Annotated in this window: 13 protein-coding genes; all 13 read right to left on the reverse strand. The window is 63.9% G+C overall.

Translation table 11 applies throughout. The features are described from left to right. Positions 1 to 13: 13 nt before the first annotated feature. Positions 14 to 1,003, reverse strand: coding sequence for an ADP-glyceromanno-heptose 6-epimerase (gene rfaD, locus ACNPP0_RS24650; RefSeq protein ID WP_332610486.1), 990 nt, complete (start codon positions 1,001 to 1,003; stop codon positions 14 to 16). Next, complete coding sequence (rfaE1, locus tag ACNPP0_RS24655) at positions 1,000 to 1,941, reverse strand: D-glycero-beta-D-manno-heptose-7-phosphate kinase (protein WP_332610490.1); 942 nt, start codon at positions 1,939 to 1,941, stop codon at positions 1,000 to 1,002. Before rfaE1 ends, rfaD begins: the two co-directional genes overlap by 4 nt. Further along, a complete protein-coding gene (gene lapB, locus ACNPP0_RS24660; RefSeq protein WP_332610492.1) occupies positions 1,938 to 3,152 on the reverse strand; it encodes a lipopolysaccharide assembly protein LapB in 1,215 nt (404 codons plus the stop codon). Before lapB ends, rfaE1 begins: the two co-directional genes overlap by 4 nt. A gap of 66 nt (positions 3,153 to 3,218) precedes the next feature. Beyond that, a complete protein-coding gene (locus tag ACNPP0_RS24665; RefSeq protein ID WP_006225143.1) occupies positions 3,219 to 3,533 on the reverse strand; it encodes a LapA family protein in 315 nt (104 codons plus the stop codon). Positions 3,534 to 3,710: 177 nt separating this feature from the next. Then, positions 3,711 to 4,070, reverse strand: coding sequence for an integration host factor subunit beta (locus ACNPP0_RS24670; RefSeq protein WP_046802728.1), 360 nt, complete (start codon positions 4,068 to 4,070; stop codon positions 3,711 to 3,713). Positions 4,071 to 4,073: 3 nt separating this feature from the next. Further along, positions 4,074 to 5,786 (reverse strand): 30S ribosomal protein S1, encoded by a 1,713-nt coding sequence (gene rpsA / locus ACNPP0_RS24675; RefSeq protein WP_332610495.1) that lies wholly within the window; start codon positions 5,784 to 5,786, stop codon positions 4,074 to 4,076. A gap of 290 nt (positions 5,787 to 6,076) precedes the next feature. Further along, positions 6,077 to 6,772: a (d)CMP kinase gene (gene cmk / locus ACNPP0_RS24680; protein WP_332610496.1), complete on the reverse strand. Its 696-nt coding sequence runs from the start codon at positions 6,770 to 6,772 to the stop codon at positions 6,077 to 6,079. 12 nt (positions 6,773 to 6,784) lie between these two features. Beyond that, the gene (gene aroA, locus ACNPP0_RS24685) at positions 6,785 to 8,107 is read right to left on the reverse strand and encodes a 3-phosphoshikimate 1-carboxyvinyltransferase (protein ID WP_448707264.1); all 1,323 of its coding nucleotides are present in this window, start codon (positions 8,105 to 8,107) and stop codon (positions 6,785 to 6,787) included. Positions 8,108 to 8,112: 5 nt separating this feature from the next. Beyond that, positions 8,113 to 9,015, reverse strand: coding sequence for a prephenate dehydrogenase (locus ACNPP0_RS24690; RefSeq protein ID WP_448707265.1), 903 nt, complete (start codon positions 9,013 to 9,015; stop codon positions 8,113 to 8,115). Beyond that, on the reverse strand, positions 9,012 to 10,133 hold the full coding sequence (gene hisC, locus ACNPP0_RS24695; protein ID WP_332610499.1) for a histidinol-phosphate transaminase: 1,122 nt from the start codon (positions 10,131 to 10,133) through the stop codon (positions 9,012 to 9,014). The genes ACNPP0_RS24690 and hisC overlap by 4 nt, the downstream gene beginning before the upstream one ends. Positions 10,134 to 10,142: 9 nt before the next feature. Then, entirely contained in the window at positions 10,143 to 11,228 is a 1,086-nt protein-coding gene (pheA, locus tag ACNPP0_RS24700; protein ID WP_448707266.1) for a prephenate dehydratase, read from the reverse strand. Then, complete coding sequence (serC, locus tag ACNPP0_RS24705) at positions 11,221 to 12,351, reverse strand: 3-phosphoserine/phosphohydroxythreonine transaminase (RefSeq protein WP_448707267.1); 1,131 nt, start codon at positions 12,349 to 12,351, stop codon at positions 11,221 to 11,223. Before serC ends, pheA begins: the two co-directional genes overlap by 8 nt. Continuing rightward, the coding region (locus ACNPP0_RS24710) for a DNA gyrase C-terminal beta-propeller domain-containing protein (protein WP_448707268.1) at positions 12,351 to 13,187 on the reverse strand (837 nt) is incomplete at its 5' end. The genes serC and ACNPP0_RS24710, both read right to left, overlap by 1 nt.

The raw sequence follows: 13,187 nt of genomic DNA on the forward strand, positions 1-13,187 counted from the left end.
GGCCCCCTGGCGGCTAGCGGCGCGCGCGCCAATAGCGCACGTACTCGGCAACACCGGTCTGCACGTCGCGCATCGGCGCATAGAACCCGGCGGTGCGCAGCTGGGTGACGTCCGCCTGCGTATAGCTTTGGTAGCGGCCCTTCAGGTCTTCCGGGAACGGGATGTAGCGGATCAAGTCCAGTTCGACCAATTGCGCCAACGTCAGCTCGGCCTCGCCGCGCTCGGCACGCAAGGCATTCACCACGGCTGCGGCCACGTCATTAAAGGGTTGTGCACGGCCCGTGCCGCAATTGAAGATGCCGGACTGATCGGGATGGTCCAGAAAATGCAGGTTGACCGCCACGACGTCTTCAACCGAGATGAAATCGCGGCTTTGACCGCCGTCCACATAACCGTCCCAGCCCGCGAACAGGCGCACATGCCCGTGTTCCAGAAACTGGTTCATGTTGTGAAACGCCACCGAGGCCATGCGGCCCTTGTGCTGTTCATGCGGGCCATAAACGTTGAAATAACGCAGCCCGACCACCTGCGCCGTCAGACTGTCCATGCGCTTGCGCAGCACCTGGTCGAACAGCAGCTTCGAGTAACCGTAGACGTTCAGCGGGCCTTCGTTGGCCGGGTCCTCGACGTAGACGGACGAGCCACCATAGACGGCGGCGGACGAGGCATACAGGAAGGGAATGCGCCGCGTCTGGCAGAACTCGAACAGTTCCAGCGTGACGCGGTAGTTGTTGTCCATCATGTAGCGGCCGTTGCGCTCGGTGGTGTCCGAGCAGGCGCCCTGATGCAACACGGCGCGCACGGCGGGCAGGCTGCCGTCGGCCACGCGCCGGCGGAAGTCGTCCTTGTCCATGTATTCAGCGATCTGGCAGTCCACCAGGTTGACGAACTTGTCGCCTTCGGTCAGGTCGTCGACCGCGATGATGTCATGGATGCCACGGCGGTTAAGCCCGCGCACCAGATTGCTGCCGATGAAGCCCGCGGCTCCGGTTACGACGATCATGAAATTTCTCCTGCGAGTTCCGCGGCGGTGACGACAGAGGTGCCCAGCTTGCCCACGGCGATGCCGCCGGCCTTGTTGGCCCAGCCCATCGATTCGGCCCACGGCAAGCCAATGGCGCGCGACACGGCCAGCGTGGCCAATACCGTATCGCCGGCACCCGACACGTCGAACACTTCGTGCGCCTGCGCATCGATGTGGTCGCGTCCCGCATCGGTAAACAATGTCATGCCCTGCTCGGACCGCGTCACCAGCAGGGCTTCAAGATCCAGGTCGGCGCGCAGACGCTGCGCGCGATCGGTGAGTTCGGCTTCGGAATTCCAGCGGCCCACGGCCTGCTGCATTTCAGCCCGGTTGGGCGTGACCAGGGTGGCGCCACGATAGCGCGAATAGTCGTCGCCCTTGGGGTCTACCAGCACCGGTATGCCTGCATGGCGCGCCATGGACACCAACGATTCGACGCGGGTCAGCACGCCCTTGGCGTAATCGGACAACACCAGCACATCGTGGTTGGACAGATGACGCGCCAGCGCGGCGTCCACGCTGTCCAGGGCGGCTTGTTCGGGATGCTGCTCGAAGTCCACGCGCAGCAATTGCTGCTGACGGCCCAGCACGCGCATTTTCAATGTGGTGTGCAGCGAGGGGTCGGCGATCAGATCGGCACGGATGCCGGCCTCGGCGGACAAGTGACGGATGCTCTCGCCCGCCTCGTCTTCGCCCAGCACGCCCACCAGCGTCACCTGCCCGCCCAGCGCCGCGACGTTGCGCGCGACGTTGGCGGCGCCACCCAGGCGGTCTTCACGGCGCGCGACCCGCACCACGGGCACCGGCGCTTCCGGCGAAATGCGTTCGACTTCACCGAACCAGTAGCGGTCCAGCATCACGTCGCCCACGACAAGGACGCGGCTTTGGGAAATGGCTTCGGCGGGAAAAGGCTTCATTCAAGTTCTTCCAGGCGGCGCGGCGCGTAGGTCTCCCAGGCGTTGCAGCCGGGACATTGCCAGTAAAAACGACGCGCTTGAAAACCGCAACTACGACACGCATAGCGGTCCAGGCGTTGCGTATGCTTGTGAATCAGGCTGCGCAGCAGCGTCAGGTCGGCGCCCGGCACCGGCCCGCTTTCCGCGCCGCTTTCCGGGTTGGCCAGTTCGGCTTCCAGCAGGCGATCCAGCCCCAGCAAGGACGGATGGCTGCGCAACGCACCGCGCGCGAACGCCCACGCGACGTCAGACCCCTGCTGCACGCGCAATTCGCGGAACACCACGTTGAACAGGTCCAGCGACGCGTGCCGTTGATATTGCTTGAGCAGGAAATCAAGCCCCGCTTCGACCTGGTTGGCGGCGCGATAGTTGGCCAGAAGCGACTCGGCCACGAGCCCGGCGAATTCCGGCGCGTCGGTCATGACCGATTCCAGGTAAAGCCGCTCGCGCTTGGGGTCCTGTTCCAGCGACGCCAGTCGCGCGCGCAGCATCGCCGTGCGCACCTTGGCGCCCTTGCCCACCGACGCATCGGTGGTGGACAAGGCATGGTCGGCGGCGTCCAGCGCTTTGTGCGCCGCGTCGACGTCCGCCGGCTTGGCCGACAGTGCGGTTTGCGCCTGCTCGCAGTAGTAATGCACGATTTGCGGGACCGGTTCATCGACCAGGCCCTGCAAGGTCTTGACCGCTTCGATGGCGCGTGGCCAGTCGTGTTCGGATTCAAAAATTCGAATCAAGGAGCGCAGCGCCGGTAGGGCGTAGCGCGTGTCCTTGAGCTGTTCGAAACCGCTTTCGGCGCGGTCCAGCATGCCGGCCTTCAGGAAATCCTGCGCGAGTTCATGCTGTGCATGCTCGCGCTCGGCATCAGGCAGATCGGAACGGCTGAGCAGGCTTTGATGCACGCGGATGGCGCGTTCCATTTCGCCTCGGCGACGGAACAGGCTGCCCAGCGCGAAGTGCAGCTCGGTTGTTTCGGGGTCCAGCTTGGCCACTTCGACAAACGCGTCGATGGCACGGTCCGGCTCTTCGTTGAGCAGGAAGTTCAGCCCCCGGAAATACGAATCGGGCAGGCTGCGCGTTTCCCGAAGCATTTGCCGGATGTCAAAGCGCGCGGCCAGCCAGCCCAGCGCGAACAACACCGGCACGAAAATCAGCCACCAAGGTTCAAAATCCACGTTTCGGGCTCTTGCGGTAAATCAGTGCGGGATGCGGTTGCGGGACGTTCGACGAGCGGCGCGCCATCAAAGCGGCGACATCGGGGCAACGGCTTCGGGGGGCACGACGGGCGTGGTGCCGTTGACGGCGGCCTGGACACGGTCGAGTTCGCGGCGCAAGCGCATGGCTTCGCGGCGGCGGCGCATGGCGGCGGGCACGGTCAGCAACAGGCCGAACAAGGCTCCGGCAACGAACACGACCAGCATCACGACGATCAGCGGCACATCTTGCACGACGTAGTCCGCGTAGAACTTCACGGCGACCGGGTCGGTGTTCTTCAAGGCGAACATCAACACCGCAATAAACACGAGCAATCGCAGGGCCCAGACTAGATAGCGCATGACGCATGCTCCAGAGAATTCAAGACTGCCAATTGTAAGCGACGTCTTAAGCGTCCAAGAAAAAAAATCCCCGCAAAAGCGGGACGAATCCGAAGCGGAAAAAACAAAGCCCCTTGATTTCTCAAGGGGCCTGTTCTCGGTCCGATCTGCCCGTAGGCAGCCTTACTAGCCGATTCGTCAGTGCATGGCGTGCAAACTTGCCATTGACGTCATCGGTTCACCCGATCCAGAAGACTGGGCGTCCTCGTCATTGCCGCCGACCAGGTCAACCCGTTCGCGCAATTCCTTGCCTGCCTTGAAGTGCGGTACCTGTTTACCAGGCACCAGCACCTGTTCGCCGGACTTCGGATTGCGGCCGATGCGGGGAGACCGCTGCGACAACGAGAAGCTGCCAAAGCCGCGGATCTCGATGCGCTGACCCGAGGCCAGGGCCTGGGTCATCGCATCCAGCACGGTCTTGACGGCGTAATCGGTGTCGCGGGCGGCCAGCTGAGGATAGCGGGCCGCCAAGGCGGCGATCAGCTCCGACTTGGTCACGAATTAACCGTCGTTGCGCTGTTGGTCCAGCTTGGCCTTCAGCAGCGCGCCGAGGTTGGTGGTGCCGGACGAAGCGCTGGCGTCGGACATGCGCTGGATCGTTTCGGCGGTCTCGGCGTTGTCACGGGCCTTGATCGACAGCTGGATCGAACGCGTCTTGCGGTCGATGTTGACGATCATGGCTTCGATGTTGTCGCCGGCGTTCAGAACGGTGGTGGCATCTTCAACGCGGCCCGAGGAGATCTCGGAAGCGCGCAGGTAGCCTTCAACGTCCACGGACAGCGTGACAACAGCGCCCTTGGCTTCGACGGACTTGATGGTGCCCGGAACAACCGCGCCCTTGTCAAACGTGGCGACGAAGTTATTGAAGGGGTCGCCTTCCAGCTGCTTGATGCCCAGCGAGATGCGTTCCTTGTCGGTATCGATGCCCAGAACCACGGCTTCGATCTCGTCGCCCTTCTTGAAGTTGCGCACGGCTTCTTCGCCCGTTTCCGTCCAGGACAGGTCGGACAGGTGAACCAGGCCGTCGATACCGCCAGGCAGACCAACGAACACGCCGAAGTCGGTGATCGACTTGATGGCGCCGCGGACCTTGTCGCCGCGCTTGAAGTTCGTGGCGAACTCTTCCCACGGGTTTTGACGGCACTGCTTCATGCCCAGCGAGATACGACGACGGTCTTCGTCGATTTCCAGGACCATGACTTCGACTTCTTCGCCCAGGGTAACAACCTTGCGCGGGTCGACGTTCTTGTTGGTCCAGTCCATTTCGGACACGTGGACCAAGCCTTCGATGCCGGCTTCGACTTCGACGAACGCGCCGTAGTCGGTCAGGTTCGTGACCTTACCGAACAGGCGGGTGCCTTGCGGGTAGCGGCGAGCCAGGCCCACCCACGGATCTTCGCCCAGCTGCTTGACGCCCAGCGAGACGCGGCTCTTTTCCTGGTCGAACTTGAGAACCTTGGCTTCGACTTCTTGACCCACTTGCAGGACTTCGGACGGGTGACGCACACGACGCCATGCCATGTCGGTGATGTGCAGCAGGCCGTCGATGCCGCCCAGGTCAACGAACGCGCCGTAATCGGTGATGTTCTTGACCACGCCCTTGACCACAGCACCTTCGTGCAGGGTTTCGAGCAGCTTTTGACGCTCTTCGCCCATGCTGGCTTCCAGCACTTGGCGACGCGACAGCACAACGTTGTTGCGCTTGCGGTCGAGCTTGATGACCTTGAATTCGAGGGTCTTGCCTTCGTACGGGGTGGTGTCCTTGACCGGACGCAGATCCACCAGCGAACCGGGCAGGAACGCGCGGATGCCGTTGGTCATGACGGTCAGGCCGCCCTTCACCTTGCCGGTGATGGTGCCGGTAACCAGCTCGCCGTTTTCCAGGGCCTTTTCCAGTTGCAGCCAGGCCGACAGGCGCTTGGCGCGGTCACGCGACAGGATGGTGTCGCCGTAGCCGTTTTCCAGGGAATCGATGGCCACCGAGACGAAATCGCCGGGTTGCACTTCGAGCTCGCCCTGGTCGTTCAGGAACTCTTCCAGGGGGATCAGCGCTTCGGACTTCAGGCCGGCGTTGACGACGACGAAATTATGGTCGACGCGCACGACTTCGGCGCTGATGACCTCGCCGGACTTCATGTCCTGGCTCTTGAGGCTTTGTGCGAAAAGGTCGGCGAAGCTTTCGCCGCCGGTGGCGGTAGTGGAAACGGAAGACATGGGGTTGAAATCCATTGGGCCGAAATGGCCGTTAAGAACACACCGCAGCGGATTGCCCGCCACAGTGGAGTCAAAATACCTGCCTGCCGGTTTGCCCTGCGGGGTGGCCCGTGGGGGTTGCGCCTGGCGAGGACAGGGCCTAATCAAATAAAACTAGGCCCGGACGTTGTACGTTCGTAATACGTTGTATCGTCCGGGCGATTTTGCAGCGCAGAATCCGGCAAATCAGCTGTTTGCCTAAGCTATTTGCCTAAGCTATTCGCCTAAGCTATTTGCCTAAGCTATTTGCCTCAGCCTTTCGCCTTATTGCCGGCCTGCTGCCAAAAATCCAGTATTGCCTGCACCGTTTCTGCAATCGTCAAATCAGATGAATCCAGCACGTGTGCGTCTGCTGCGGGAGCCAGCGGCGCCGTGGCGCGTTCGGTATCGCGGGCGTCTCGCTCGCGCATGTCTCGCAGAAGGTCGTCTAGATTAGCAGAAATTCCCTTTTCGATCAACTGCTTACGCCGCCTCTCGGCCCGGGCCACCACATCGGCAACCAGGAACACCTTCAGCGACGCGTCCGGGAACACCACGGTGCCCATATCCCGACCGTCCGCGACCAGCCCGGGGGGCCGACGAAACGCGCGCTGGCGCTCCAGCAGCGCCCGGCGCACGCCGGGAAACGCAGCGACGCGCGACGCGAAATTACCGACTTCTTCGCGCCGGATCTCGTGCCCGACATCGACGCCGGCCAGGTACACATGAGGCCCGTCAAAGCGGACATCCAGCGTTTCCGCCACGCGCGCCACGCCGGGTTCGTCGTCGACGGACACGCCTTGATTCAGGGCAGCCAGGGCGGTCAGCCGGTACAGTGCGCCACTGTCCAGCACGGCCCAGCCCAGCGCCTTGGCGACGCGATGGGCCACCGTGCCCTTGCCGGACGCGGTGGGGCCATCGATCGTGATGACGGCGGCGGAAGAGTCAGTCAATGAAGTGGAAGTCATGGGGAAAGTGCGCTAGGCCGACACAAGGCTTGCGTAGACATCAAAATAACCCGGGAACGTCTTGCTGACGCAACCCGGGTCCAAAATTCGGACGGCGGCGGGCCCGAAGGCCGCCAATGAAAAGCACATGGCCATGCGGTGATCGTCCCACGTGCCGATGTGCGCGTCGCGCCAGGCGTCCTGCGCCGGCGGGATGACCCGCAGCCAATCGGGTCCCGATTCCACCGTTGCCCCCAGCTTTTCAAGCTCGGTCTGCATGGCATGGATGCGGTCCGTTTCCTTGACGCGCCAGCTGCCAATGTTACGCAGCCGGCAAGGACCGTCGGCATACAAGGCCAGCGCCGCCGCGGTCATGGCGGCGTCCGGAATCAGGTTGAAGTCGGCATCGAACGCCTTCAAGCGCGCCCCGTCGGCCACCCTTACGCCCGAAACCTCGATCCAGTCGGGGCCGTAGGCCACCGTGGCGCCCATTTGCGCCAGCGTGTCGGCAAAGGCGACATCGCCCTGGATGCTGTCAGCGCCCACGCCGGTCACGCGCAGCGGGCCGCCGCCGATCGCGCCCAGCGCAAGAAAGTAGGACGCTGTCGAGGCATCGCCTTCGACCGCGATCTGGCCCGGACTGCGGTAGCCCGCCCCGCCTTCGATCACGAAGCGGCTCCAGCCGTCGCGTTGCACCTGCACGCCGAACCGTGCCATCAGGTTCAGCGTGATTTCAATGTAGGGCTTGGAGATGAGCTCGCCGACCACTTCCAGGGTCACGGGCTTGCCGCTGCGGCCGGCCTGCAAGGGCGCGGCCAGCAGCAAGGCCGTCAGGAACTGGCTGGATACCGAGCCCTGCACGCGCGTAACCGCCTCGTCGGCGATCTGACCACGGCCGATATGCAGCGGCGGATAGCCGGGCTGACCCAGATAATCGATGCGTGCGCCCAGTGCATTCAGCGCATCAGCCAGATCCCCGATGGGCCGTTCGTGCATGCGCGGAACACCCGACAGGCGGTAGTCACCACCCATCAAGGCCAACGCGGCGGTCAGCGGACGAATCGCGGTGCCCGCATTGCCCATGAAAAGATCCGCGCTTTCAACTGGAAAACGGCGCACGCCCTCTACCGTGACGCGACCGGCATCCAGGTCAGACACCTGCACGCCCAATTGGCGCAAGGCACCCAACATGACGCGCGTGTCATCGGAATCCAGCAACCCGGTAATCCGCGTGCAGCCTTCGGCGATGGCCGACAACAGCAACACGCGGTTGGAAATGCTCTTGGAACCGGGCAAGGCCATTACGCCGTGCGCCTGCCGCACGCGCGGCAGGTCCAGATAAGGCAAAGCGCCCATGTCAGTTACTCCTGTTGCCACTTGCGGCGCGCCTGGGCCGCAGTGTCCAGCAAAGCCAGCAAGGCCGCGTCGTCGCCATCGGCAATGGCGCGTTCGGCTCGATCCAGAACGGCGCGCACATCGGCAAGCTCGGCCAGCATCGCGTCGCGATTGGATAAAAAGATATCGCGCCACATCTCGGGCGAACCCGCCGCGATGCGCGTGAAATCGCGAAATCCGCTACCCGCCAGGTCAAGGCGTGTGCGGGCGTCGGCGGCCGTGGCCACCTGCTCCATATAGACGGCAGACAACAGGTGCGGCAAATGGCTGACCGAGGCCAGCACGCGATCGTGCGCATCGGCGCCCATGTCGATCACGCTGGCGCCGCAGGCTTGCCAAGCACGTCGCACCAGCGCGATGGAGGCGGCGCTGTTCTGCGGCAACGGCGTCAAGATGACGGTACGCTGGCGATACAGCGCGCCATCGGCGGCGTCGGGGCCCGTGCGCTCGGCGCCGGCAATCGGATGCCCTGGCACGAAGCGCCCGATTTGCTCGCCCAACGCCTGGCGCGCCGCATCGACGACTTCGGCCTTGGTGCTGCCCGCATCGGTGACGACGGTGTTGTCGCCCAGATGGGGAAGCATCCGCGACAACACATTTTTCAGGCCACCGACCGGCGTGGACAGAAGAACCAGATCCGCGCGTGCGGCGGCATCTTCGGCGCTGACGGCTTCGTCGATCAGACCAAGCTCAACGGCGCGCGCCAGCGACGAGGCGTTACGCCCCACGCCCAGCACGCGCCCCACCTGCCCTGCCTGGCGCAGCGCGGCGGCAAACGACCCACCGATCAACCCCACGCCCACCACGGCCAATACAGGAATCAGGGGGCCAGCGGCCCCCTGATCGGAAGAAGGTAACGCGTCGTTCATGTGGCCAGGATGTCGGTCAGGGCATCAATAAAGCGGGCATTCTCTTCAGGCAACCCGATCGACACACGCAACCATTCCGGCAGGCCATCGCCCGCCACGGGGCGAACGATCACGCCACGCTTGAGCAATTCCAGATTGATGCGGGGCGCGTCGCCCACGTGCACCAGCACGAAGTTGCCGAAGCTGGGCACATAGCGCAGCCCAAGCCGATCGAACGCGGCGCACAGCTGCGCCTTGCCCGACTTGTTCGACGCATAGGCCTCTTCAAGGTAGGCCGCATCGCCCAGGGCGGCAATAGCCGCGGCCTGCGCTAGCGTATTGACATTGAACGGTTGACGCACGCGATTGAGCAAGTCAGTCAAGGGCGGCTGCGACACCGAGAAGCCCACGCGCAGCCCCGCCAGCCCATAGGCCTTGGAGAACGTGCGCGAAATGATCAGGTTCGGAAAACGGCGCGCCAGCGCGGTGCTGTCGAAGCGATATTCCGGATCCAGATATTCGTTGTAAGCCTCGTCCAGCACCACGGTGACCCGGTCACCATGCGCGGCGTGCACACGTTCCAGGAAGGACGCAACCTTGTCGCCAGGCACGAAGGTGCCGGTGGGATTATTCGGATTGGCGATGAACAGCAAGCGCGTGTCGTCGGCAATGGCGTCGAACATCGCGTCAAGGTCATGGCCGTAGTCTTTTGCCGGCACCACGATGTGGCGTGCACCGCGCGCTTGTGTGGCAAGCCGATAGACCGCAAACGAATGTTGCGCGTAGACGGCGGACGATCCCGGCTCCAGCAGCGCCAGCGCCGCGATTTCCAGGATGTCGTTCGAGCCGTTACCCAGCGTGATCCAATTCATCGGCACGCCATAGCGTTCGGCCAGCGCGGCCTTCAGATCGAAGCCGTTCGGGTCCGGATAACGCGCCAGCGACTCGGCCGCGGCCAACATCGCGGTGCGAGCCGACTTGGGCATGCCCAGCGGGTTTTCATTAGAGGCCAGCTTGACGATGCCCGCCGGATCCAACCCGAATTCACGGGCCAGTTCTTCGATGGGCTTACCCGCCTGATAGGGCGCAATGGCGCTGACATGCGCCGGGGCAACGAGGGGCTTGGATGCGGTGGTCATGGTGTGGGCTCACGGCGCCGGGTAGGAACCCAGCACCTTCAGGTAGGCAACCTGCGCCTGCAACGTGGCAAGCGCGCGCTGAACGTTCGGATCATTACGATGACCCAGGACGTCGACGTAAAAATAATATTCCCACTGGCCGGTGCGCGCGGGGCGCGACTCGAAGCGGGTCATCGACACACCGTTGTCCGCCAGGGGCGCCAGCATTTCGTAGACGGCGCCGGCGCGGTTGGGCACGGCCAGGATCAGGCTGGTCTTGTCCTTGCCGCTGACCAGCGGCTGGATATTGCCGATGGCCAGGAACCGGGTGCGGTTGTGCGGATCGTCCTGGATGCCGGCCGCGATGACTTGAAGATTCCAGGCGGGCGCGGCCACTTCGCCGGCAATGGCCGCGATGGTCGGGTCCCCCGCCGAGGCGCGCGCCGCTTCGGAATTGCTGGACGCCGCAACCCGTTCCACATCGGGATAGTTGCGTGTCAGCCAGCCCTGGCACTGCGCCAGCGCTTGCGGGTGCGCGGAAATGGTCTTGATGCCATCCATGGTGCCCGACTGCGACATCAGGCAATGGCGGATCACCAGCGAACGCTCGCCCAGGATCGTCAGCGGCGTGTTCAGCAGCAGGTCCAGGCTGCGGTTGACGGCGCCTTCGGTGGAGTTTTCGACCGGCACCATGCCCACGTCGGCCTGCCCGCCCTCAACCGCGCGGAACACCTCGTCAAACGACACGCACGGCAGCTTTTGGACGGCGTGGCCAAAGTGTTCCAGCGCCGCCTGCTCGGAAAACGAACCTTGCGGGCCCAGGTAGGCAACCGTCATGCCGCGTTCCAGGCCACGGCAGGCCGAGATGATTTCAGTCCAGACCGACGCCACGCCCGCATTCGGAAACGGGCCCGGGTTGATCTGTTGCAAACGGCGAATGACTTCGGCCTCGCGCTCGGGGCGCAGCACCGGGCCATCGGCCTGTGCGGCGTGCTTGGCTTCGCCAACTTCCAACGCGGCGCGGGCGCGCTGCGAAAGCAGGTCGAGGATCTGCGCGTCCAACGCATCGATGCGTTCGCGCAAGGGGCGCAACTTGCGTTGCAGGTCTTCATCCATAGCGGCGCTCGAATTCCTTCAGGTACTCGACCAACGCTTCGACCCCGGCAAGCGGTACGGCGTTGTAAATGGATGCGCGCATGCCGCCCACGCTCTTGTGACCCTTCAGTTGGGTCAGCCCCGCCGCATCGGCGCCTTGCAGGAAGGCGTCGTTGAGCGATTCATCGCGCAGCACAAACGGTACGTTCATGCGCGAACGCACGGGCGCGTGGATGGGATTGCGGAAGAAACCGCTGCCGTCCAGGTAGCCGTACAGCAGGTCGGCCTTGGCCTTGTTGGCGGCTTCCATGCCCGCCACGCCGCCGTTGGCCTTGACCCACTTGAACACCAGGCCGGCGACATAGATCGCGAAGGTGGGCGGTGTGTTGTAGCGCGAATGCTCGGCGGCCACGTTGGCGTAGTCGAACGCCGACGGGCAAATCGGCAAGGCGTGGCCGATCAGGTCACGCCGGGCAATGACCATGGTCACGCCTGCCGGGCCTGCGTTTTTCTGCGCGCCGGCATACACCATGCCGCAACGCGTGATATCCATGGGCCGCGACAGGAAATGCGACGACGCATCCACCACCAGCGGCACATCGGGCGCGCCCAGCGCGGCGGTGTCGGGCCAGTCCATGAACTCGACCCCACCAATCGTTTCATTGCTGCAAAGATGCAGGTAGGCCGATTCCTGGCGCACGTTCCACGTATCGACCGGCGGCACCCAGGTCAACGGCGCCTGCTCGCGGCCATCCAGCTGGATGGCTTGCTCGCTGCTTGCCGCGACGTGGGTGCTGCCGTAGCGGGCCGCTTCCTTGTACGAACGCTTGGACCAATGGCCCGTCACGACGAAGTCGGCGGCCGGCGTGCCCCGGCGCCCCATGAGATTCATGGGGACGATGGCGTTCTCCCCGGAACCCCCGCCTTGCATGAACATGACCGCGTAATCAGCGGGCAAGCCCAGCAGATCACGCAAATCGGATTCGGCTTCGTCGCAGATCTGCACGAAGTGCTTGCCGCGATGGGACATTTCCATCACCGACATGCCACTGCCATGCCAATCCAGCATCTCAGCTGCTGCTTGCTGCAATACCACCTCGGGCAAGGCCGAGGGGCCTGCCGAGAAGTTCCAGGGGCGGGCCATTATTGCTCCGTAGGTTCCGTCGAATCCGTTGCGCCGTTGGTATCGTCGCCGCCTTCCGCCTGACCGTCTTCGGCTTGGACGTCATCGTCCAGCTCGCCGTCGTCGTCAGCGTCGCTTTCCACAACACGACGTACGCCGGACAGCGTGCTGCCGTCATCAACGTTGATCAGCGTGACGCCCTGCGTTGCGCGCCCCATTTCGCGGATTTCCGCGACACGGGTACGCACCAGCACGCCGCCGGTGGTGATCAACATGATTTCGTCGGTCGGGTTGACCAGCACCGCGCCGACCACCTTGCCGTTACGCGAGGTGGTCTGGATGGCGATCATGCCCTTGGTGCCACGGCCGTGGCGCGTGTATTCGCCGATCGGGGTGCGCTTGCCATAGCCGTTTTCGGTTGCGGTCAGCACGGTCTGCGTTTCGTCGCCGGCCACCAGCAGCGCGATGACGGTCTGCGTTTCTTCCAGCATCATGCCGCGCACGCCGCGGGCGTTGCGGCCCATCGGACGGACGTCGTTTTCGTCAAAGCGCACGGCCTTGCCCGAATCCGAGAACAGCATGACGTCGTGCTTGCCGTCGGTGAGGTCGGCGCCGATCAGGTAGTCGCCGTCGTCAAGGTCCACGGCAATGATGCCGGCCTTGCGCGGGTTGGAGAAGTCGGACAGCGGGGTCTTCTTGACCGTGCCGCGCGAGGTCGCCATGAAGACGTAGTGATCTTCGCTGAATTCCTTGACCGGCAGCACCACCGTGACCTTCTCGCCATCAGCCAGCGGGAACATGTTGACGATCGGCTTGCCGCGCGAGTTGCGCGTGCCTTGCGGCACTTCCCAGACCTT

Source organism: Achromobacter semiaridum (assembly GCF_053543755.1).

Excerpts from the sequence above, each read along its gene's own strand:
- rfaD (WP_332610486.1), bottom strand. The coding sequence starts at position 1,003 with ATGATCGTCGTAACCGGAGCCGCGGGCTTCATCGGCAGCAATCTGGTG.
- rfaE1 (WP_332610490.1), bottom strand. The coding sequence starts at position 1,941 with ATGAAGCCTTTTCCCGCCGAAGCCATTTCCCAAAGCCGCGTCCTTGTC.
- ACNPP0_RS24665 (WP_006225143.1), bottom strand. The coding sequence starts at position 3,533 with ATGCGCTATCTAGTCTGGGCCCTGCGATTGCTCGTGTTTATTGCGGTG.
- rpsA (WP_332610495.1), bottom strand. The coding sequence starts at position 5,786 with ATGTCTTCCGTTTCCACTACCGCCACCGGCGGCGAAAGCTTCGCCGAC.
- cmk (WP_332610496.1), bottom strand. The coding sequence starts at position 6,772 with ATGACTTCCACTTCATTGACTGACTCTTCCGCCGCCGTCATCACGATC.
- aroA (WP_448707264.1), bottom strand. The coding sequence starts at position 8,107 with ATGGGCGCTTTGCCTTATCTGGACCTGCCGCGCGTGCGGCAGGCGCAC.
- ACNPP0_RS24690 (WP_448707265.1), bottom strand. The coding sequence starts at position 9,015 with ATGAACGACGCGTTACCTTCTTCCGATCAGGGGGCCGCTGGCCCCCTG.
- hisC (WP_332610499.1), bottom strand. The coding sequence starts at position 10,133 with ATGACCACCGCATCCAAGCCCCTCGTTGCCCCGGCGCATGTCAGCGCC.
- pheA (WP_448707266.1), bottom strand. The coding sequence starts at position 11,228 with ATGGATGAAGACCTGCAACGCAAGTTGCGCCCCTTGCGCGAACGCATC.
- serC (WP_448707267.1), bottom strand. The coding sequence starts at position 12,351 with ATGGCCCGCCCCTGGAACTTCTCGGCAGGCCCCTCGGCCTTGCCCGAG.